Source organism: Pleomorphochaeta caudata (assembly GCF_055395745.1).
On the sequence record NZ_AP042458.1, the window covers coordinates 1,460,184 to 1,481,917 of the forward strand.

Sequence of the window (21,734 nt, forward strand, 5' to 3'; positions counted from 1 at the left end):
TTTCATCTAAATTCCAGTTAAAAAAAATATTTTTTTACTTTTTTTTTAAAAAGATTTTTTTTATAAATCAATTAAAGAAAAGGTTAAAATTTTTTTTAAATTAATAATTAAATAATTCGATAAATATTTATTATATGCCTTTTAAATAATGAATTAGCATTGTTTTTTAAAAAGATATTTTACAAATGTTAATATTTTTGTTAGTTTAATAATTGTATATAAATTATTATCATATTGATACCATAAAAGCATTTAATTTAATAAAAATATATTGACTAAAAGTATTTTTCTTTTATAGTCTTAGCTCAAATACAAGTACAAAGACGTATAATATTGAATTTCAATATTTGCGTCTTTTTTTTATTTAAAGGATGAGAAAAAAATGAAAAAGAAATTAACATTAACAGCATTATTATTATGCTTGGCTAGTGCATTTGTTTTTGCAAATGGAGCTCCTGAACAAAGTCCTGCTTCACAGTTAAAAGTTTATACTGTAGCTTGTGATGCTTCATATCCTCCATTTTCAATTCAATTAGAAGAAGGGGAGTCAGCACCAGGTGTTGTTGTATCAAGCGGTAATGGAATGGGAGATTATTACGGAATTGATGTAGAACTTTTAGACGCAATTGCACAATTAGAAGGTTTTGAATATGAATTAACTCCAATGGATTTTTCAGCAATTATTCCAGCACTTGTTTCAGGAACTATTGATGCTTCTATTGCAGGTATGAATATAACAGAAGAAAGAAAAAAGACTGTAGATTTTTCTGATGGTTATTATGAATCAGGATCAGCTTTAATTGTAAATGCTGAAGATGATAGTATCAGTGATTTTTCTGATTTACAAGGAAAAACAGCTGCTTGTAAAGAAGGTACAACAGGTATGTTATGGTCACAAGATCATGCTGATGAATGGAACTTAACAGTAAAAGTTTATCCAGATTCAGCAAGTATGATGATGGCTGTAGCAAATAAACAAGCTGATTTTTTAATTGAAGACTATCCTGTAATCAGTTATCAAATTGCAATTGGTGCTCAACAAAACTTAAAAGTAGCAATTGATGCTATTGAAGCTCCACCACAAAATGGTTTTGCAGTAGTTAAAGGTAAAAATCAAGATTTATTAGCTAAATTTAATGAAGGCTTAGCAACTATTAAAGCAAACGGAACATATGACAAAATTATTAATGAATATAAATAATTAAAAATATGTTAAATGCAGAGGGGGATGCTTTTTAAAGTTCCCCTCTATTTTAATTATAAAGGAGTTATTATGTTGGAATATTTTGAAATGTTCTGGAAATATATGCCAATGCTTTTAGCGGGACTAAGATTAACTTTAGTTATTGCCTTTTTTGGTATATTTATTGCTATTGTATTAGGTATTATTTTGTGTATTTTCTCTATTAGTAATATAAAAATATTAGAAAAGATTGCAAATTTCTATGTTACGGTAGTTCGTGGAATTCCGTTAATGATTTTAGCATTATTCTTATATTTTGGTGTTATTAAAAATTCAATGGGCACAAATAGTGCTGCTGTTATTATTTTAGCAATTAATGCATCAGCTTATATGGCTGAAATATTTAGAGCAGGGGTTCAAGCTATTGATTATGGTCAAACTGAAGCGGCAAGAAGTTTAGGTCTAAGTTACTTCCAAACAATGAGAAAAATTATTCTTCCTCAAGCAATAAAAATTATGATTCCATCTCTTATGAACCAAGCAATATCAAGTCTTAAAGATACTGCTATTTTAAGTGCAATTACTGTTAATGAATTAACATTAACTGCAAAGGTTATTATTGCTAGGAATTATAAAGCATTTGAATTATATTCTTATGCTGCAATTATTTATTTGATTGTTATTGTATTCTTAACATATTTATCAAAAAGAGTTGAACACAAATTAAATTATACTCAACGCTAATAAGAGGAATTTATGGAAAAAATAATAGAATGTGAACATGTAAATAAAGTATTTGGAGATTTGGTTGTTTTAAAAGATATTTCTTTTAGTGTTGAAAAGGGTGAAACTGTTTGTTTAATTGGTCCTTCAGGGTCAGGCAAATCAACAATGCTTCGATGTTTAAATAAATTAGAAAATATTCAAAAAGGTGAAATTATAATTGATGGTGAAAATTCAAAGAATGTAAAAAATGTAAATGTTTTTCGTTCAAATATAGGAATGGTATTCCAACATTTTAATTTATTTCCAAATTATACAGTAATTGAAAATATGACACTTGCTCCTAGAACTTTAAAGAAACTTAATAAAAAAGAAGCTATCGAAAAAGCAGAAGAATTACTTAAAAGAGTAGGTTTATTTGATAAAAGGGATGTTTACCCTGCAACATTATCTGGTGGACAAAAGCAAAGAGTTGCTATTGCTAGAGCTTTAGAAATGAATCCTAAAATTTTACTTTTTGATGAACCTACTAGTGCTCTTGATCCAGAGATGGTTGGGGAAGTATTAGATGTAATGAAAAGCCTTGCAAAAGATGGGATGACAATGGTTGTAGTTACTCATGAAATGGGTTTTGCAAGAGATGTTGCAAACCGTATTTTATTTATGGATGATGGATTTATTGTTGAAGAATCCTCTCCTCTAGAAATGTTCCAAAACCCAAAAACCGAAAGATGTAAAAAATTCTTATCTAATTTTATTTAAGGAGTAAATTTATGAATTCTAATATTGTAATTACAATAGACCGTGATTTTGGTGCAGAAGGACATGAAATTGGTTTTCAATTGGCTACTCGCCTTGGAATAAAATTATATGATAAAGATATTTTAGGAAAGGCAGTTTTAAAAAAAGGTGAAGATGAAATATCTTTAATGAAAGCTGATGAGAGTGTTTCAAAGTCTAGCTATAATTCTTATTTCCCTAGTCTTGGGTTTTCTCGAAAGAGTGATCAACTTTTTGAATTAGAAAAAGGTGTTATTCGTGATGTTGCTGAATCTGAATCTTGTATTATAGTGGGACGTCTTTCAGATTATATTTTAAGAGATAAAGCAAATCTTCTTAGAGTATATATTTACGCACCTTTTGAATTTAGAGTTAAAAATATACAAAATAAATATAATTCTTCAGAAACTGACTCAAAAAAATTAGTTAGACGTAAAGATATAGTTCGTCGTGATTATCGTAATTACTATTCTAATGGGAAATATAAATTATATTCAAATAAAGACGTTTTTTTAAATCGAGAAGTATTTGGAATTGAAGGTTGTGTGGATATCTTAGAAACAGCCGCAAAAGAAAGAATTAAAAAATTGGAAAAGGAACTTTAAATGTTGAACAAAGTTGATGAATCTAGACTTATAAAATTATGTCAAGATTTGGTTAAAGAAAAAAGTTATTCAGGGGAAGAACAAAATGTAGCCCAAGTATTAAAAAAGTTTTTTGAAGAACAAAATTTTGATGAAATAACTGTTGATGCTTGTGGTAATGTAGTTGGAATAATGAATGGGAATAAAAAAGGCCCTTGTATTGTTTTTGATGGACACATTGATACTGTCCCTGTTATTGATATAAAAGATTGGAGTGTAGACCCTTTTGGTGCAAAGATAATAAATAATCGTATTTATGGTCGTGGAACATCAGATATGAAGGGCGGATTATCTGCTATGGCTTTAGCTGTATCCAATTATGCTAAAGCAACTAATAGAAATTTCCCAGGTAAAATTGTTGTTGCAGGTATTGTCCATGAGGAGCTATTTGAAGGGGTAGCTTCAAAATATATATGTGATGCTTACAATCCTGATTATGTAGTTATTGGTGAAGCTTCTGAGTTGAATTTAAAAATTGGACAGAGAGGTCGTGCAGAAATTGCAATTGAAACCTTTGGAATTCCATCCCATAGTGCACATCCTGAAAATGGTAATAATGCAGTTTATAGTATGTGCAAAATTATTGAGGCAATCAATAAATTGCCATTAGTTAGTCATCCTTTATTAAATCAAGGTATAATGGTTTTAACAGATATTAAATCTGATCCATATCCAGGAGCTAGTTGTGTACCTGCTTATTGTAAGGCAAGTTATGATAGGCGAACCATAGTTAATGAAACTAAAGAAAGTGTACTTAAACCAATTTTAGATTGTATTAGTAAGTTAGAAAAAGAGGATTCAAAAATTAAAGCAAAAGCATCTTATGTAGAAGATTATAATAAATGTTATACAAATAAAATGTTAGGTTCTCAAAAGTTTTTCCCAGCTTGGTTATATGATGAAAATGATGACTTTATTCAAGATTGTTTATCAGAACTAAAAAAAGATGGATTTAATCCGGATATAACTATTTATGATTTTTGTACAAATGGTAGTTATTATGCTGGTGAAAAAGGTGTTAAGACAATTGGACTTGGCCCTTCTAAAGAAAATTTAGCTCATACAATAGATGAATATATTGAAATAGATCAACTAGTTGGTGCAGCAAATTGTTATATGTCAATTTTAAAAGCTTTGATGAAATAATTATATAAAGAAAAATTATAAGGAATGAGATTATGAGTTATCCTATGTTGGATATAAATTTAGACATTATAAAAAAAAATGTTGAATGTGTTGATTTACTTTGTAAAAAACATGGCATTTATATAACTGGGATAACTAAAGTTTTTTCTGCAGCACCTCCTATTGTTCAGGCTTTCATTGATGGAGGGCTTAAAAGAATAGGGGATGCTCGAATAGAGAATTTAAAAATATTAAAAAACTTAATGGTGGAAAAATGGCTTATTCGTGTTCCTTCAATATCTCAAATAGAAGATGTTATTATTTATTCTGATGTGTCAATGAATTCTGAATTTTCAACAATATTGGCTTTGAATAAAGAAGCAAAAAAGCAAAATAAGACACATAAAGTAATACTAATGATTGACTTAGGTGATTTACGAGAAGGTTATATTAATAGTAAGCAATTATTAGATGTCGCAAATAAAGTTCAAAAACTATCAAATATAATATTATACGGAATTGGTACAAATTTAAGTTGTTTTTCTTTTATACAACCAACAAAAGAAAAAATGGATATATTAAAAAATATTGCTAGTGATTTACCAATTAAAGAACCCGTTGTCAGTGGTGGAAATTCTGCTACAATTAAATTAATGATTGAAGGTGGAATCCCAAACGGTATTAATAACATGAGACTTGGGGAAAGTTTACTTTTTGGTAAAGAAAGAAGTACTTATACTTTTTTAGAAGGCACCAGAAGAGATGCTTTTATATTAAATGCAGAAATAGTTGAATTAAAAGAAAAACCTTCGATTCCATGGGGGAGAGTTGGTGCTGATAGTTATGGAAATATCCCAGATATGCCTGTTGATAATGGAATTATTCAACGTGCTATATTAGCTATTGGAAAACAAGATTGCGATATTGAAACTATGAGAGCAGTAGATCCTAATATAGAAATACTTGGTGCTAGCAGTGACTATTTGATTGTATATATAAAAAATAATGAAAATAATTATAAAATTGGAAGTATTATACAATTTGAGTTAGGCTACTTTTCTTTGATGCGAGCAATCACTAGTAAATATGTTACAAAAAATTATATTTCTTAAAGTAAAGTATAAAAAAATATTTTTTGAAGAGAATAATTTATTTTTGTTCAAAAACAAACTCATAATACTTTTTATATGTTACATAAAAACAGTATTTTTACGGTATTTTTATACGGTTGACAGCTTTCTTAATTTTTATCATGATTAGTATATTACAAAAAAATAATGATTATCTAAGATTTAGTAACGGTTTGCTCATTGATATTCGTGTCTGAGACTTTATTCCGATTCATTCTCCCGGAACATTCTATCTAGGGGTTCGCTTTGCTGCGAAAGTAATCAATAAGATAATCTAGGAGTAAATATTATCAAAAAAAATATAGAAAAAACTCAGGATCAGAAGAAGCGATTCGATATTCATCCTGTCGTATTCTTCACATCGGCTGCTATAATAATTGGATTTGTAGTAATTTCAATTTTCTTTAATAAAATGATGGGCGGCCTATTTGACAATTTACTAAACAGTATATCCACAAATGCTGGTTGGTTTTTCACCCTTGCAATGACTTTAATTTTATTGTTCGTTGTTTACATTATGTTTAGTCGCTATGGGGACATAAGATTAGGAGGCGAAGATGCTGAACCTGATTTTAGTACCACTAGTTGGTTTGCTATGCTTTTCTCAGCTGGTATGGGAATTGGTTTACTTTTCTATGGCGTAGCAGAACCTATGTTCCATTTTATAAATCCACCTATGCCTGTGGAAAATCAAGTGGAGGCTGCACATCAAGCTATGGCCTTTACTTTTATGCACTGGGGACTTCATTCTTGGGCAGTATATGCTTTAATAGGACTAGCTTTAGCCTTTTTCAGTTTTAATAAAGGACAGCCTTTATCAATTCGTACAATATTCTATCCTTTATTAGGAGATAGAATTAATGGTGCATGGGGAACTTTAATTGATATTTTGGCTACAGTAGCTACTCTTTTTGGTGTTGCGACTTCATTAGGTTTTGGGGTTCAACAAATAAATGCTGGATTAAGTCATCTATTTGGTATTAATCAAAGTGTTATTGTACAAATGATTCTAATTGTAATAATTACATCTATAGCTACAGTTTCAGTTGTGAGAGGCTTAGATGCTGGGGTAAAAAAATTATCTGAGATAAATATTCGCCTAGCAATGTTGTTATTATTATTTGTGTTGATTTGTGGCCCAACAATGTTTATTTTAAACGGGTTTGCTGAAAATATTGGCTATTATATGCAAAAATTACTTGTAATTTCTACTTGGAATGAAACTTTTGAAAATACTAATTGGCAAAATAGTTGGACAGTATTCTATTGGGCTTGGTGGATAGCTTGGTCTCCTTTTGTTGGTATGTTTATTGCTAGAGTATCAAGAGGTAGAACAATTAGAGAATTTTTAATGGGAGTTCTTTGTGTACCTACTATTGTAACTTTCTTATGGATGACCGTATTTGGTAATACAGCCTTATACATTGAAATGTTTGGTGATGGTAGTTTTGCACAAGCTGTTACTGAGAATGTTCCACTTTCTCTTTTCCTATTGTTAGAAAAACTTCCTTTTAATGCTGTTACTTCAATTTTAGGAGTATTAGTAGTTGTAAGTTTCTTTGTAACTTCTTCAGATTCAGGTTCTATGGTTATTGATATAATAACAGCTGGTGGAAATCCAGATCCTCCAATCCCTCAAAGATTATTCTGGGCAATATTAGAAGGGGTGGTTGCTGCAGCTTTATTAGTAAGCGGAGGGCTTTCTGCTTTGCAATCAGCTGTTATAGCGACAGGATTACCTTTCGGTATAGTATTGCTTGTCCTTTGTTTTAGTTTGAAAAAAGGTTTAAATGAATATACTGGGGTTCAAACATTCTCTTTAAAATCCAAAAAAGGAAAACCGAAGAATTTCCAAATAGAATCAGCTGATATTCCTCCAGTAATATTTAAGAAAAAGAGAAAAAAGAAGGAGGATCCAAATGTATAAGAAATCAGGACAAAAATTTCTAGGAGCATGTTTCTTGTTAGTTAGAAAACAAGAAAATAGTGTAGTATTTTTAGGAACGGCCTTTTTAGTACATGAAAAAGGATATTTATTAACTGCAGCACATTTGATTGCTGAAGGTTTTGAAGACTTAATGGTTGCAAAACCTTTAGATCCTGAAGATTTTTCTATTCTTAGCATGGATGAAGTAGGTGCTGTAGCTGTTAATGTAGTAAAAGTTGATGTTTATAATAATGTAGCTGTTTTGAAATTAGAAAAAGAATTTCTTATTGAAACTCCAGACCATTTAATAGGTCAAGTGGATAATCTACAATTAGGTACTGGTTTAGTAAATTTAGGATTTCCATATGGCCATCAGGATATGCATAATCTAGGTATTAGAAGTAGTATTTTGAGTTCAAAAGTAAAGCTTGAAACAGGTACAAAGCTTCTGCTATTTGATTCAATGGTAAATGATGGGATGGCCGGAGGCCCTTTAGTTAATATTGAAGATGAAAGAATTGTTGGTATTGTAATAGGCCGCTTTTCTCCACTTGATGATGGTGGTGATTTTAATAGAGGTGTTAATTATCCTGAATATGATACTTCAGTTAGTTATGCTGTCTCTATTGAATATGGTACTAAAATGCTAGAAGATTTAGGACTTGAGATTAACTAATTTAAGTAAAATTATTAAAATACCTCAAATTGTTATGATTTGAGGTATTAGTTTTTTATAAAGATGATTTAAAATAATTATTAGTTAAATATTAAAAATATTTTTAGTTTTAACAATTTGAACTGTAGCATCACTAACCCCTAAATATAATGTAGTCCCTCCATCTTCTTGTATTGCTCCACCAGGGAAAATTATATCTTCTAAATCAGCAGATTTTGAAGGGCTTTTTAATAATTGGTTTCTTTCTAATATTATTTTAGGTTCTTTGATAATTTCGGTAGTATCTGGATTTAATACAAATGAAATAGGATAATAGTGTTTTGCCTTATCTGTTGAATAGCAAGCAATGTGTCCTAATAATCCAATATTACCATCTGGTAATAATTGTGCATGATTTATTCCACCCCATTGATTTTCATCAAAAATATTTAGTAAAGGAGCTTTTTCTATTACTTCAGTAGATAAGTTTTCCCAAGAAGATAATATAGTAAATCCTATTTGTCCTAATTTTGATTCTTTTGTACCTTGAGGTCTTGTAAAAAGTGCAATTTTCCCATTTTTTAATTTGCAGAATCGTATATCTTTCATTTTATTAGGTCCTGTGAAGAAATGAGAAAAAGTATTATTTTTCATAAGTTTATAACATACTGTTTTCCAATTAATTACTGTATCATCAACTGCAAAATCAACTTGGACACCACCAATTAATAGAGTATCATTATCTTCTATCCAAAATGGATCTTGTAATTCTAGAGTTTTAAAGTTTTCATCTGGCTCCCAAGTTAATGCCTGATTTGTCTCCTTAAAAAAAATTACTTTTGAATGTTCACTATCTCTTTTTTCTACTCTAGCGGGAAGGATTAATTTATTATTAATTTTAATTGGATATGATGGATTATAAACATCGTTATTATTTACTTTATCAAATTTAATCATTTTATTTTCAAATATTGGAAAATTATTTGAATTTCGATACTCTTTTAATAATTCTTCAACAGTATATTTTTTATTCATTTCTTAATTCTCTTAATTTATTAATCTCTATATCAGCTCGACAAATACTATTATCTGCAGCTCCATAGTACATTATAATTTTATTCATAGTTGGAATAGTAGCACAGGGGAATATAGTTTCAGAGAAAAATCCCGATTTCTCATAATTCATGGTTGGTTCCATTATTGGATTCTTTGTCCTAAACAATATCTTACTAGGATAATTCTTATCAAGTAATAAATATCCCATACAATATCTTTCATTTTTATCTACACCATGATAAAAAACTAGCCAACCTTCATCTATTTTTATTGGAGTGCTTCCAGCTCCAATTTTTAAAGCTTCCCAAACATTTCCCTCTTTTGACCCGCATAAATGTTTATGATTCCCCCAATGAAGTAAATCATTTGATTCTGCAATCCAAATATCAGAATTACCAAGATTGTCAAAAGGGCTAGGTCTATGAAGAAGGTAGAATTTATTATTAATCTTTTCTGGGAAAATGACTGTATCCTTATTTGTTGGAGGTAAAATCATTCCAAGTTTATTAAATTTCTTAAAGTCTTTAGTTGTTGCTAAAGATACACCAACTCCATTTTGACTTACTGAAGAATATGTAATGTAAAAAGTATTATCTATTTTCGCAATACGAGGATCTTCAATTCCCCAGTTTTCTGTTATTGGATCAATGCTAATACATGGTTTTTCATCGATTTGAAAATTATATCCATCATTTGATATTGCTAACCTTAAACTTGAGAATGAAGTTAGATTTAAAATTTTATTATTATCATCTCTTATAGATCTAGAATCTGAGAAATTTAAATTGATATCATTTTTATTATATGAAATTTCTGTTAAACCTTTATTTGTCATTATTGGTATTGAAATTATATCTTTGCTTTTAGGTTTTATTATTTCTGAAACTCTACATAATAAATATATTTTTCCTGAATATAATACCCCTCCACAGTTGAAAACCCCAACTACTTCCATATTATCTTTTGTAGGTTTTACATCTGAAATAGATATTATTGGATTTTTCGCATATCGTTGTATGTGATTATTTTGCATAAATACTCCTTAGGTTAGTTTTAATTTTTTATTATTTAAGTTGCATAGCAATGCCTTGCTTGAAATATTTTGAAAAGCATAAGAAAAGTATCATAACTGGGAAAGTCAGTATTACCGATGCTGCATATAATGGTCCAGGAAGATTTCCCATTGGTTTAAATTGAGTTGTTATTAAAACATTTAAAGTTTGCATTTGAAGTTTAGGAGCCATTAACATATCCCACATTAATTCTGACCAACGACCTAAAAAGATTGATAAGAATACTATTATAGAAATAGTTTTGCCTATTGGAAATGCAATTTGAAAAGCAGTGCGTAATTCACTTGCACCATCTATTCTTGCAGATTCAAATAGAGATTTTGGTAATGTTTTAAAATGATTATAATACATAAGTACAGCCCAAGCTGAAACAGTAAAAGGGATGATCATTCCTAAATAATTATTTACTAAAGGTCTAAGTAACATATATTGAGGAACTAATAATATAATTGCAGGGAAGAACATTTGAAATAGGATTAGATTATAAACTAACTTGCTAGCTTTAAAATGTAATTCTGTCATTGCATATGCAATCAAAAAGCCAGTAATAAGAGCAATTCCTGTTGAGACAATACTTACTACAATTGAGTTAATCATTGCACGTAGCCACATCATTTGATTACCTTCGCCTCCGTTGTTTAATAAGTATATATAACTTTCAAAAGAGAATTTATGAGGAATTATTGATGTATCAACATCAACCCATGGTGTGAATGATTGGAATAAAATATAATAGTAAGGAAACAAAAAGATAATCGTTAATAAAATTGCAATAAATAATGATTTCTTTTGACTTCTTTTTTGGCGTGTATTCATAGCTTTACCTCGTTTATTAGTTTGAGTTGTTTACGTAGTGATTTGAAATAGCAATCACAATTCTAAGAGTAATGAAAATACATATTCCTAATATGAGTGCAATCATTGCACCATAGCCTGATTTAAATTCAACAAATGATGTATTGTAAAGTAATAGTTGCCAAGACAAAGTTGATTTTGATGGTCCGCCACCAGTTAATAAATATGGTTCTGTGAAGATGCTATAAACTAATCCTGTTGACAAAATTATTACACTTTGCATTGATGAAGCTATTATTGGCATAACTATTTTCCAAAAGCATTTTTTAGAAGTTGCTCCATCTAATTCTGCAGCTTCAATTATTTCTGGAGAAATTGCTTCATATGAAGCAAAAAGGAATAGAGAATAGTATCCACAAACTTTCCAAATTATAACAAATACAATTACCCAAAATGCTACAGTAGGATTTGTAAACCATCCAACAGTTAGATTAAATGTTCCTCTTAGCCATACATTTAATGGAGAACTGTAATTGAAGAAATATCTAACAAAAACTGAAGTAGCTACTCCACTAGTTAAAAAAGGTACAAAAAAGATTACAGAGAAAATCCCTTTGAATTTTGATGGTAAGTTATGTAATACTGATGCAATACCTAAAGAAAATAAGCACACCAATGGGACAATAGTTATTAAATATTTTAACCCATTAAAAAATACTTTATGTATATTTTCATCTTTTAAAGCTTTAAGTAAATTACCAAAGCCGACCCAATTCCATTTTAGAGCCATTAAATTCCAATCTGTTAGTGATAGCCAAAAGGCCCATACTAAAGGGATAGAAAATAAGATAACCCAATATAATAGATATGGAGTAACAAAAACCCACCCTGTAGCATTTTCTTTTGAATGATAGTTCTTCTTTTTCATTAAGTCGACTTCCTTTTTAATTTTTAATTTAAATTACCAGCTTCTTTCATTCCTTCCATTGCATTTTGCACAGCTTTAGTTGCATCAATAGCATTAAAAGGATTTAATTTATTTGCAGCTAACATATAATCACACATTCCATCTTCACCAAGAGCTGTTAAAATTGCAGTCATGGAAGCATTAGCCATTGCTGGGATAGAGTAAGGAATCATATCCGCTTGAGCTTTTAAAATTGGTTTATCTGCTATATAAGATGATAAGATTTCATTTTTATTTGTGTCTCCTCTCATAGGTAACATTCCAGTAGTTTTTACCCAATCTAAATCTGTTTGGCTGTTTCTATCTTTTGAATATACCCAAGATATGAAAGCTATAGCACCTTGATGTAATTCTTCGGAGATGTTTCCTCCTTTATAAAATACTAATCCTTTAGCATCTGCAAATGTGTATGGAATATCTCCCTCTTCTTTTACGATAGGTGCACCATAAACATAGTCGCCATTTATACCATATTCTAATCCTGCAGCATCATATTTTGCAGCGTCCCAAGGGGCACTAATTTGGAATACGTATGGAGATTCTTGTTTGTCAAAAGCTCCTGTATCTTCGGCTAATTGAATAGTATTTCCAAAGTTAGCTAAAAATTCAAAAACTTGTTTTGAAATTTCTGGATCCATAACTAATTTATCACCTTCTACTAAACTTTTACCATTTGAAAAAGCGTCATATTGCATTTCAAAGTCATACCATCTATTCCACCATAACTCAGGTTTACCAAGTTCTGAACGTAAGAATAAGTGGGAAATTCCCATATCCTTCATTGTTGTATCTTTTAATTTTTCAAAATTTTGTATTAGTTTGTTTATATCAGCAACTGTTGTAGGAACCTTATCTGTAAAACCTAAGGCTCTCAAAGCTCTTGAATTCCAATGGTAACTCATAGCATTTGCATAAATAGGGATTACATATTGTTTCCCAGAAATTCCCCATCCATTCATTATTGTTTCCATATTTCTATTTGCAACTATATCTTTATAGAATTGTTCGTCCTGAATGTCATATACACGACCAGAATTTGCTAAGGTAGTAGCAAAACCTCTGTTAATGTTTGTAGAAATTGCTGGGGCTGTATTTGTAGCTAAAGCATTTTGTATTCCTGCCTCTGATGATGGTGTTTCAGGCATCATTTGAGCTTCAATTTTTACAGTTTTTCCATTAACTTGTATTCCTTCTGAATTAAATTCAGAAATAATTGAGTCCCAAAAATCGTATTGACCTTTATTTGGTGCTGTCCAAAAACTAACAGTCAAAGTGTTTTCTTTTGAATCTTTATTTTCACTAGTTCCATTTGCAAAGGCGAATGTTTCTAATGTAATAAGAGCCAATAATAAAACGAGAATTTTTTTTGTTTTCATATTTTCCTCCTAGTGTTTTAAATACTTAACAAATAGAGTATAAATTCAAAATGTAACGTTGTCAAATTATTTTTTTTAAATAAAATAACGTTACAAAAATGATTTATTATTTAATTAATTGCTTTTTTTTAATCATTTTCTTAGTTTTATTTATTTTTTGATTGGTTAAGTTAATTTAAATTATTTCTTTTAATTTGTTCATATTTATTTGAATTTTAAATAATAAAATGCTTTAAGACTTAAATACTTCAATTAATTTTTTTATATTTTAATTATAAAAAAAAGAATATTAGAGTTAATAATTAAAATTTTAAAAAAGTAACGTTACAAAACGATATTTTTATGCTATAGTGTATTAAATGAGAGGGAATTTTAGTGAAAAAAACAACAATTGAACAAATTGCAAAAAAAGTCGGCACTAGTAAAATAACAGTATCTAGAGCTTTAAAAGGCCAATCTGGAGTTGGTTCAGAGTTGCGAAAACAAATAATTCAAGTTGCTTCAGATCTTGGGTATGAAAAAAAAAGATTGAGAGTCTCGGGAGAGAAACAAATAGCTTTTATTGTACCAAAACGATTCTTTTTGTTAACTGACTCTTTTTATCATGTTATATATTATTATTTAAATACTTTATGCAATGAAAATGGTTCTAAGTTGAATTTATATATTTTAGAAAAAGATAATGAGGAAAAGGGAATCCTACCAATGGAAGATAATTTTTATGATGGGATTATTGTTGGAGGTGAAGTTTCACCAAGAATTTTAGATACTATAAAACAAGTTTCAATTCCATATGTTATTATAGACAATGATTCCTTAGACAATGATTCAGATTGTATTTATATGGATAATTTTAGAATTGGTATTGAGTTAACTGATTACTTGGTTAAGAGAGGATATAAGAAGATTGGCTTTGTTGGGTCATATTCTCAAACTTCTAATATTACTGATAGGTTTCTTGGGTATAAAAAAATATTGTATTATTATAATTTACCTATGAATGATGATTGGGTAATAGACAATTACAATATAAAAACTGATAATTATGTTATGGATATATCATTACCTGAAGACCTTCCCGATGCTTTTGTATGTCAATGTGATAGAGCTGCATATTACTTTATGCAAAGTTTAAAAAGTAAAGGAATTGATATACCTAAGCAAATTGCATTAGTTAGTATAGATAATACTGATTTAGCTGAGGCAACAGAACCAAAATTAACTAGTGTAAATATTAATAAGAACATGTTTGCTACAGAAGCTTTACGCCTTTTAAATGAAAGAATGGAAGGGCGAGAAGAAGTTACAAGAATATGTCTTAAATCCGAATTAGTAGAGCGAGATTCTGCTCCAATCAAATAGTTATAAAAATAAATTTTTTATTATTTTATCATAAAGTGCAATTTGTATTTTTCAAATTAGCACTTATTTTTTTGTGGGCTTGAAATTAATTTCTAATGAAAAGTCCTTTTTTTTATTGCATTCCTATATATCTGTGATAGAGTTAAGGAAAACATGAAATTAATTATAGTATATGAAATTAATTTCAAGAGGTTGAGATGAAAAATTTAGAAAACGTAAAATATTTATTAGAAATTTGTGAAATGTTTTATATTCAAGGAAAAAGTCAAAAGGAGATTTCTGCAATTTTGAATATATCACGACCTCAGGTTTCTAGATTTATTGCAAAAGCTAAAGAAGAGAAGTTACTTTCTATTAAATTAAATTATCCAAATATTGAGGAGAATGAATATCAAAATTTAATAAGTGAGAAGTTCAATATTCCTGAAGTTTATATTTATGATATTGGACAAAATAATAGTAGTGAAGGGATGCATCAATTAGCTGAAGCTTCGAAAGATTTGTTTAATTTATTAGTAAAAAATAATCAAACAGTTGGAATAATGGCAGGTAGAACAGTAGAAATTTTAGGTGAGAAAATTGATAGTAGCAAAAATAGAGGATTAACTTTTATTCCTCTTTGTGGCGGTTTATCTATAAACGGTGGAACTTGGCAAGCTAATAATATTTGCCAACAATTTGCTCATAAAACTAATGGTAAATTTTATTTGTTAAATGCTCCCAATTATTTTACACAAGCTGCAACTAAGGCTGCTTTATTAAGTGAAGAATCAATAAATGAAGTTATGAATATGGGCAAAAATTGTGATGTAGCATTATTAGGTATAGGTTCTGTTACAACAACATCTACAGGGATTTTAGCCAGTGGGCTATCAAAAGAAGAAATAGAAATATTAAAGAGTGAAGGTGCTATTGCTAATATTTGTTGTTCTTATATCAATAAAGATGGAAAAATCATTGATACAAGTATAGCTAATAATATATTAGGGCATTCGATTTCTGATTTGAAAAAATCAAAAAAAATTGCAATTGCTATGGGTGATGAAAAATTAGAGGCAATTAAATCTGTGTTAAAAGGTGAATATATAGATGTATTTATAACATCTTTAGATACAGCTAAAAAGATAATGAATTATGATTCAAAAGGAGAATAATTATGAAAAAAAGAAGTTTGTTATTAGTTATGATAGTAGCAATGGCATTATTACCAACTACAATATTTGCAAGTGGTAGTAGTGAAAAAGCTGATGCAAAAAAGGAAATATCAATTTGTACACCTTATTTATCATCAGTAACAACAAAACAGATGATTGAAGATATGGAAGCTAAATTAGTTGAAAATGGCTTTTCTGTATTAGTAAATGATTCTGCAAATGACAATAGTAGATTAGTTTCTGATATCGAAACAAGTGTTGTTTCCGGAGCTAGTGCTATCATTATTGTTAGTGTTGATCCTAAAATTTGTGAGTCTCAAATAATGGAAGCAGCTGATGCCGGAGTTCCTGTATTTGGTTGTGATGCTGGTTATATTGATGCTATGCAAATGAATGCTTCAAGTGATAACTATCAAATGGGTGAGATGATTTCAACATATTTATTTGATAAAATGGGTTCTAAAGGTAATATTGTACATTTAACTTATAGACCACATCCAGGTGTTGTTCAAAGAACTTATGCTATGGAAGATGTATTAAAAACTTATCCTGATATTAACTTAATTAGTGAACACCATGTTGATGTACCAAACCAAATAAATAACTCAAAAGAAATTGTTGAAAACTTATTAACAGCTTATCCAGAAAAGGGCAGCATTAATGCAATCCTTTGTGCATGGGATGAACCTGCAATTGGTGCAACTCAAGCTTTACAAGAAGCTGGAAGAGATGAAGTTTTAGTAGTTGGTGTTGATGGTAATGAACAAGCTGTTAAATTAATCAATGAAGGTACTAATTTTAAAGCAACTTTAGCCCAAAATTTCCAAGGAATGGCTGATTTAGTAGCTGATGAAGTTACAAAAGTATTAAGTGGTGAATCAGTTGAAAAGGGTGAAAAATATGTTCCTGCTTTATTAATAGAGAAGAAATAATAGAGCTTAAAAATAAATATCCAGCCCTTAGGTTGGATATTTATTAATAGAAGGAGTATCTATGATAGTTGAAACTAAAAACCTATCGAAAGTTTTTGGTAGCATGTATGCGTTAAATGATATTAACTTTTCAATCAGAGAAGGTGAAATACATGGCTTAGTCGGAGAAAATGGAGCAGGTAAATCAACCTTAATAAAAATTCTTACAGGTGTATATTCCTTAACAGAGGGAGAAATATATGTAAGTGGTAAAAAAGTTGATATTAAGAATCCTGTTGAAAGTAGAGAACTTGGAATTAATGTTATTCACCAAGATAGACATTTAATCCCATCCTTTAATGGCATTGAAAATATTTTCTTAGGCTTACCTTATGAAAAGAAAGCAAATAAAGTTTCTGTAGATTTTTCTGCTATGGAGAAAAAAATAAAATCTGTTATGGAAAAATATGGGATTGAAGTTCCATTAAATAAAATGGCAAAAGAGTTATCTCCTCCGCAGCAAACTTTAATAGAAATAACTAGGGCCATGTTGACTGATTGTAAATTATTAATTCTTGATGAACCAACAGCAGCCTTAACAGATAAAGAAACGATTATCCTATTTGATATTATCAAAAAATTAAATGAGGCAGGGACTGCAATCCTTTATATAACACATAGAATGGATGAAATCTTTGCTTTGACACAACGAATTACAGTATTTAGAAATGGGCAAATGGTTGAAACCGTTAACACAAATGAAACCAATAAAGATCAATTAATAGCAGCAATGACTGATAATATGAGTGAAAATGATTCAACTTCAAAAGAAAATCATATTAATAAGAAATTTGGAGAAGAAATTTTTAGTGTAAAGAATATTGCAACAGCAGATAAAGTTGTTAAAGATGCTTCTTTTTCTGTTAGAAAGGGTGAAATTCTTGGTATTTTTGGTCTAGGTGGTAGCGGAAGAACCGAGTTACTTGAAGGCATTTATGGTTATAAGAGAATCATAGGTGGCGAAGTAATTTATAAAGGTAAAAAATTAACTAAATTATCACCAAGAAATTCTATTGAGAATGGTATTGGCTTAATTCATGAAGATAGAAGAGGTCATTCTTTAGTAATAAATAGAAGTATAAAGAATAATGTTGTTTTACCAATTATAGATTCTTATGTAAAAAAAGGTCTTTATGATAGTAAAAAAGAAGCTAGTGATGTAGATAAGAAAATGCACGAGCTAAATATTAAGGCTGTGGGTATTAATCAAAAAGTAGCTCAATTATCAGGTGGTAACCAACAAAAAGTTGTATTTGCAAAATCTTTAATTTTTAATCCTGAAGTATTTTTATGTGACGAACCAACTCAAGCTGTCGATATTATGACGAGAGGTGAAATCCATGAATTGCTTAGACAAAAAGCTAGGGAAGGTAAGGCAGTTGTATATGTTACAAGTGACTTATTAGAAATGCTTGAAATTGCAGATAATATTTTAATTATGGCTAACGGAAGAACTCATGAGTTAATTGTTAATCATAATATTGATTCAAAAACAATCCTTCATTATTGCTATGAAGAAAGGTAAATAAAAAAATGGCAAATTTAAAAACTAACAGATTTAAAGAAGTAATGTACTCTTATGGGACAATTTTTGCTCTAGTTATAATAATTATATTATTTGGAATTTTAAATCCTAGAGCTTTTTTATCTTCAACCAACTTTTGGAATATAACACGTCAAATGGCAATTTTAGCAGTTATAGCTTTAGGTGCAACATTGATAATGTGTGTAGAGGAATTTGATTTAAGTATTGGTAATATAGCTTCCTTTAGCGGGGTTTTATCAGCACTATTGGCAATTAACGGAGTTCCATTTTTTGTAACATTAATTGTTGCAACTTTAATTAGTGGAGTTTTGGGCTTAATCAATGGATACATTGTTACAAAATTTAAGGTAATGTCTTTTATCATTACACTTGCTATGGGTAGAATGATTTATGGTCTAACTTATTGGTTAAGTGGTGGTGCTATCATATTTAATGGTATTCCATCTTCCTTTAAATTTATTGGAACAGCAAAAATTGGAAAAATCCCTTATCTTACTATTTTGATGATAATTATATCATTATTATTCTTCTATATAACAAAATATACTGCATTTGGAAGAAAATTATATGCAATTGGTGGTAATGAACAAGCAAGTAAAGTTGCTGGTGTTAAAGTTGAATTTAATAAGACTTTAGCTTTTGCGATATCTGGTTTAATGGCTGGTTTTGCAGGTGTTTTATTAGCTTCAAGAGTTGGATCTGCTTCTCCTACTGCAGGTGATGCCTATAACTTAAATGCATACGCAACAATATTTATTGGTATAACATTATTTAAAGAAGGCGTTCCAAATATTTTAGGAACACTCGTTGGTGTTGCAATATTTACAGTTCTTGCAAATGGTTTAACAATCTTACAAGTTCCAACTTTTATACAGAACATCTTAACAGGATTAATTATTATAGTCGCTGTAGTAAGTCAAAAGGTAGGCAGTAAAGATAATGGTTAAGATTTACTCAAAAAATAATGCAACATTAGCTCTTAGACAAAAACCATTTTTAATTGGATATTTATTAGCTGGATATAAAAAAGCTGAGGAACTATTAGACTTATTACCTCTTATTCCAAGAGATACTATTGATGTTTTAGAATTAGGGTTTCCTTCAAAAAATCCTTATTCTGATGGAGAAGTTATAGCCAATGCTCATAAGAGTGTTAACTATGAAGTATCTTGTTCAATCGAATATTGGAAAAAAATAAGAGAAGTATATAAAAAACCTATTTGGGTTATGGCTTATAGAGAAGATTTTATAGCTAGTGGTATTTATAAAGATTTTGCTAAAAATTCAGTTGTCGATGCTATTGTTATTCCTGATACAACAAATGAAGAAAGAATCAAACTTCAGAGGGAATTAAAACCTTACAATATAGATGTTGTTGGGTTTGTAAATCCTTCTATGGATGAAAAACAGATGGATGAAGTTTTAAGTGAATTTACTTTTATTTATGAACAATTATATGTTGGTCAAACAGGAAGTAGTCAAAGTGAGACAAATTATGATTATATGCTTAATTACACTTTGAATAAATATCCTTCTACAATTCCTTTTGCGGGGTTTGGGCTTAACAATAAGAAGAAACTTGATGTAGTATATTCAAAAGGATTTAAAGGTGCTGTAATCGGTACAGAGCTATTAAAGCGATATAATATATCAAAAGAAGAGTTAATTAATTTTTTAATTGATGTTTCTAGGAGTAAAGAATAATGAAAATAGCAACATTTGATTTTGGAACTACCGCAATTAAGTTTGTAGTTTTAAATGAAAGGTGTGATATTCTATTTAGCAAAAAGATAGATATTGATACCTATATCAAAGATGAATTTATTGAGCAGTCTCCAGAACAATGGAAATCTGTTTTTATTCAATTAATTAAGTCTTATGAGGATAGAGATCAAATATCTTCTATTATTTGTTCTGGTCAAATGCAAGATTTGATTTTTGTAGATAATGATAAAAAAGCTCTCTGTAATGCAATTTTATATAATGATCAAAGAGGGGCTAATTATTTAGATAAAGTATCTGAGGAAATTGTTAAAAAAACTACTATTAATATGAATGGGTCAATTCCTTTATTGAAAATGTTTTGGATGAAGGAAAATAGACCTGAAATATTAAACAGAACAAATAAAATATTATTCTCTCCAAAAGATTATATTACTTTATATTTATCTGATAAGGCTGTTGCAGATACTGTAACTTTATCAACCACAGGAATGATGGATATTATTAAAAAAGAATATATTTCATCTATAGAGATTGATAGAGAAATTTTACCAACTATTTTATCTTGTAAGGATATTGTAGGAACTATAAAAGAAGAAGTAGCAAAAGAGCTAGGATTAAATAAAGATTTAGTTATATTTGCCGGCTCCGGTGATGCTGGAGCAACCACATTAGCGAGTGGAATTGTTAAAGAGAATGAATTAAATATAAATCTTGGAACAAGTGGTTGGATTGCAAATATTTCTAAAAACCCTAAAAATGGTGCTTTTAATTTATGTGCTATTAATGATGGTTATTATATTAATGTAATCCCAGTTTTAAATGCTTCATCTGTCCATAAGTGGATAACTAATATGATATTTAGTGATGATTCTTTTAAATATGATAAAATGGATGAGTTATTAGAGAAAAATATAAATTTTGAAACTGATTTAATTTGTTTACCTTATTTAGTTGGCGAAAGATATCCTGTTGCTGATTCAAAAATTAGAGGAAGTTTTTTTGGCTTGAATCCAAAAACAAGTCTTGTTGATATGGTTATTAGTGCCTTGGAAGGTGTTGCTTATTCATTAAAACAAGGTATTGAAGAATTAGGGGTTGAACCAAAAGTATTATCTTTAATTGGAGGTGGGGCTTTAACAAAGGTTTGGAATCAAATCTTTGCAAATATATTTGAAGTTCCGGTAACAGTTTATAGTGATAGTGAATATTTACCAAGTATTTCTTTGATAAGTTCTGTGCTGATTGAAAATAATATTACCTCATCCTATGAGTCTTTTATAAAAGAAATGTTGTCTAAAAAAGACAAACAAATATATAACCCTCAATTAGAAAGATCTAATAATTATAGAACTAAGTTTGATAAATTTAAGAAACTTTACCCTGCATTGAGCTCGATAAATACTTGATTTATACGATATCATAATTAGATTCACAAAGACATTTCAAACCCCATTTGGGGTTTGTTTTATTTTAGTGGTGTCAATTTATTTTTTAATTCCTTGTTACTATTGACAGTAACATATGTTTCTGTTTATAGTAACA

General features: G+C 29.3%; 20 protein-coding genes. 15 read left to right on the forward strand and 5 right to left on the reverse strand.

Annotation, left to right across the window (positions count from 1 at the left end):
* The first annotated feature begins 382 nt into the window (after positions 1-382).
* From ACZ5RS_RS06700 to ACZ5RS_RS06735, 8 genes are all read left to right on the forward strand, one after another.
* Positions 383-1,201 (forward strand): transporter substrate-binding domain-containing protein, encoded by an 819-nt coding sequence (locus ACZ5RS_RS06700; RefSeq protein WP_464638628.1) that lies wholly within the window; start codon positions 383-385, stop codon positions 1,199-1,201.
* 72 nt (positions 1,202-1,273) lie between these two features.
* Complete coding sequence (locus ACZ5RS_RS06705) at positions 1,274-1,927, forward strand: amino acid ABC transporter permease (RefSeq protein WP_464638630.1); 654 nt, start codon at positions 1,274-1,276, stop codon at positions 1,925-1,927.
* 21 nt (positions 1,928-1,948) lie between these two features.
* Complete coding sequence (locus ACZ5RS_RS06710) at positions 1,949-2,668, forward strand: amino acid ABC transporter ATP-binding protein (protein ID WP_464638945.1); 720 nt, start codon at positions 1,949-1,951, stop codon at positions 2,666-2,668.
* A gap of 11 nt (positions 2,669-2,679) precedes the next feature.
* Positions 2,680-3,291 (forward strand): cytidylate kinase-like family protein, encoded by a 612-nt coding sequence (locus ACZ5RS_RS06715; RefSeq protein ID WP_464638632.1) that lies wholly within the window; start codon positions 2,680-2,682, stop codon positions 3,289-3,291.
* A complete protein-coding gene (locus ACZ5RS_RS06720) occupies positions 3,292-4,476 on the forward strand; it encodes a YgeY family selenium metabolism-linked hydrolase (protein ID WP_464638634.1) in 1,185 nt (394 codons plus the stop codon). It begins immediately after the preceding gene.
* Between the two features lie 44 nt (positions 4,477-4,520).
* Positions 4,521-5,567 carry an alanine/ornithine racemase family PLP-dependent enzyme gene (locus tag ACZ5RS_RS06725; protein WP_464638636.1) on the forward strand — a complete coding sequence of 349 codons (1,047 nt, stop codon included), beginning with the start codon at positions 4,521-4,523 and terminating at the stop codon, positions 5,565-5,567.
* Positions 5,568-5,922: 355 nt separating this feature from the next.
* Positions 5,923-7,512 (forward strand): BCCT family transporter, encoded by a 1,590-nt coding sequence (locus ACZ5RS_RS06730; RefSeq protein ID WP_464638947.1) that lies wholly within the window; start codon positions 5,923-5,925, stop codon positions 7,510-7,512.
* Positions 7,505-8,188, forward strand: coding sequence for a S1 family peptidase (locus tag ACZ5RS_RS06735; protein WP_464638638.1), 684 nt, complete (start codon positions 7,505-7,507; stop codon positions 8,186-8,188). Before ACZ5RS_RS06730 ends, ACZ5RS_RS06735 begins: the two co-directional genes overlap by 8 nt.
* 84 nt (positions 8,189-8,272) lie before the next feature.
* On the opposite strand, the gene ACZ5RS_RS06740 is transcribed toward ACZ5RS_RS06735, so the two are convergent.
* The 5 genes from ACZ5RS_RS06740 to ACZ5RS_RS06760 are packed head-to-tail and all read right to left on the reverse strand — an operon-like array spanning position 8,273 to position 13,434.
* Positions 8,273-9,202 (reverse strand): DUF1861 family protein, encoded by a 930-nt coding sequence (locus ACZ5RS_RS06740; RefSeq protein ID WP_464638640.1) that lies wholly within the window; start codon positions 9,200-9,202, stop codon positions 8,273-8,275.
* Positions 9,195-10,256, reverse strand: a complete 1,062-nt coding sequence (locus ACZ5RS_RS06745; protein WP_464638642.1) for a glycoside hydrolase family 130 protein — start codon at positions 10,254-10,256, stop codon at positions 9,195-9,197. Before ACZ5RS_RS06745 ends, ACZ5RS_RS06740 begins: the two co-directional genes overlap by 8 nt.
* 31 nt (positions 10,257-10,287) lie before the next feature.
* Positions 10,288-11,112: a carbohydrate ABC transporter permease gene (locus ACZ5RS_RS06750; RefSeq protein WP_464638644.1), complete on the reverse strand. Its 825-nt coding sequence runs from the start codon at positions 11,110-11,112 to the stop codon at positions 10,288-10,290.
* Between the two features lie 16 nt (positions 11,113-11,128).
* Positions 11,129-12,019 (reverse strand): carbohydrate ABC transporter permease, encoded by an 891-nt coding sequence (locus tag ACZ5RS_RS06755; protein WP_464638646.1) that lies wholly within the window; start codon positions 12,017-12,019, stop codon positions 11,129-11,131.
* 23 nt (positions 12,020-12,042) lie between these two features.
* Entirely contained in the window at positions 12,043-13,434 is a 1,392-nt protein-coding gene (locus ACZ5RS_RS06760; RefSeq protein WP_464638648.1) for a type 2 periplasmic-binding domain-containing protein, read from the reverse strand.
* Between the two features lie 375 nt (positions 13,435-13,809).
* On the opposite strand from ACZ5RS_RS06760, the gene ACZ5RS_RS06765 reads away from it, so the two are divergent.
* From ACZ5RS_RS06765 to ACZ5RS_RS06795, 7 genes are all read left to right on the forward strand, one after another.
* Positions 13,810-14,796, forward strand: coding sequence for a LacI family DNA-binding transcriptional regulator (locus ACZ5RS_RS06765; protein ID WP_464638650.1), 987 nt, complete (start codon positions 13,810-13,812; stop codon positions 14,794-14,796).
* Between the two features lie 197 nt (positions 14,797-14,993).
* Positions 14,994-15,950: a sugar-binding transcriptional regulator gene (locus tag ACZ5RS_RS06770; protein ID WP_464638652.1), complete on the forward strand. Its 957-nt coding sequence runs from the start codon at positions 14,994-14,996 to the stop codon at positions 15,948-15,950.
* 2 nt (positions 15,951-15,952) lie between these two features.
* On the forward strand, positions 15,953-16,882 hold the full coding sequence (locus ACZ5RS_RS06775) for a sugar ABC transporter substrate-binding protein (RefSeq protein WP_464638654.1): 930 nt from the start codon (positions 15,953-15,955) through the stop codon (positions 16,880-16,882).
* Between the two features lie 61 nt (positions 16,883-16,943).
* Positions 16,944-18,446, forward strand: coding sequence for a sugar ABC transporter ATP-binding protein (locus ACZ5RS_RS06780; protein WP_464638656.1), 1,503 nt, complete (start codon positions 16,944-16,946; stop codon positions 18,444-18,446).
* An 8-nt stretch (positions 18,447-18,454) separates the two neighbouring features.
* On the forward strand, positions 18,455-19,414 hold the full coding sequence (locus ACZ5RS_RS06785; RefSeq protein ID WP_464638658.1) for an ABC transporter permease: 960 nt from the start codon (positions 18,455-18,457) through the stop codon (positions 19,412-19,414).
* Positions 19,407-20,171: a tryptophan synthase subunit alpha gene (locus tag ACZ5RS_RS06790; RefSeq protein WP_464638660.1), complete on the forward strand. Its 765-nt coding sequence runs from the start codon at positions 19,407-19,409 to the stop codon at positions 20,169-20,171. Before ACZ5RS_RS06785 ends, ACZ5RS_RS06790 begins: the two co-directional genes overlap by 8 nt.
* Positions 20,171-21,598: a xylulokinase gene (locus ACZ5RS_RS06795; RefSeq protein ID WP_464638662.1), complete on the forward strand. Its 1,428-nt coding sequence runs from the start codon at positions 20,171-20,173 to the stop codon at positions 21,596-21,598. The genes ACZ5RS_RS06790 and ACZ5RS_RS06795 overlap by 1 nt, the downstream gene beginning before the upstream one ends.
* Positions 21,599-21,734: the final 136 nt, after the last annotated feature.

Excerpts from the sequence above, each read along its gene's own strand:
- ACZ5RS_RS06725 (WP_464638636.1), top strand. The coding sequence starts at position 4,521 with ATGTTGGATATAAATTTAGACATTATAAAAAAAAATGTTGAATGTGTT.
- ACZ5RS_RS06750 (WP_464638644.1), bottom strand. The coding sequence starts at position 11,112 with ATGAATACACGCCAAAAAAGAAGTCAAAAGAAATCATTATTTATTGCA.
- ACZ5RS_RS06795 (WP_464638662.1), top strand. The coding sequence starts at position 20,171 with ATGAAAATAGCAACATTTGATTTTGGAACTACCGCAATTAAGTTTGTA.
- ACZ5RS_RS06755 (WP_464638646.1), bottom strand. The coding sequence starts at position 12,019 with ATGAAAAAGAAGAACTATCATTCAAAAGAAAATGCTACAGGGTGGGTT.
- ACZ5RS_RS06780 (WP_464638656.1), top strand. The coding sequence starts at position 16,944 with ATGATAGTTGAAACTAAAAACCTATCGAAAGTTTTTGGTAGCATGTAT.
- ACZ5RS_RS06720 (WP_464638634.1), top strand. The coding sequence starts at position 3,292 with ATGTTGAACAAAGTTGATGAATCTAGACTTATAAAATTATGTCAAGAT.
- ACZ5RS_RS06715 (WP_464638632.1), top strand. The coding sequence starts at position 2,680 with ATGAATTCTAATATTGTAATTACAATAGACCGTGATTTTGGTGCAGAA.
- ACZ5RS_RS06705 (WP_464638630.1), top strand. The coding sequence starts at position 1,274 with ATGTTGGAATATTTTGAAATGTTCTGGAAATATATGCCAATGCTTTTA.
- ACZ5RS_RS06740 (WP_464638640.1), bottom strand. The coding sequence starts at position 9,202 with ATGAATAAAAAATATACTGTTGAAGAATTATTAAAAGAGTATCGAAAT.
- ACZ5RS_RS06745 (WP_464638642.1), bottom strand. The coding sequence starts at position 10,256 with ATGCAAAATAATCACATACAACGATATGCGAAAAATCCAATAATATCT.
- ACZ5RS_RS06770 (WP_464638652.1), top strand. The coding sequence starts at position 14,994 with ATGAAAAATTTAGAAAACGTAAAATATTTATTAGAAATTTGTGAAATG.
- ACZ5RS_RS06775 (WP_464638654.1), top strand. The coding sequence starts at position 15,953 with ATGAAAAAAAGAAGTTTGTTATTAGTTATGATAGTAGCAATGGCATTA.
- ACZ5RS_RS06735 (WP_464638638.1), top strand. The coding sequence starts at position 7,505 with ATGTATAAGAAATCAGGACAAAAATTTCTAGGAGCATGTTTCTTGTTA.
- ACZ5RS_RS06785 (WP_464638658.1), top strand. The coding sequence starts at position 18,455 with ATGGCAAATTTAAAAACTAACAGATTTAAAGAAGTAATGTACTCTTAT.
- ACZ5RS_RS06700 (WP_464638628.1), top strand. The coding sequence starts at position 383 with ATGAAAAAGAAATTAACATTAACAGCATTATTATTATGCTTGGCTAGT.
- ACZ5RS_RS06790 (WP_464638660.1), top strand. The coding sequence starts at position 19,407 with ATGGTTAAGATTTACTCAAAAAATAATGCAACATTAGCTCTTAGACAA.
- ACZ5RS_RS06760 (WP_464638648.1), bottom strand. The coding sequence starts at position 13,434 with ATGAAAACAAAAAAAATTCTCGTTTTATTATTGGCTCTTATTACATTA.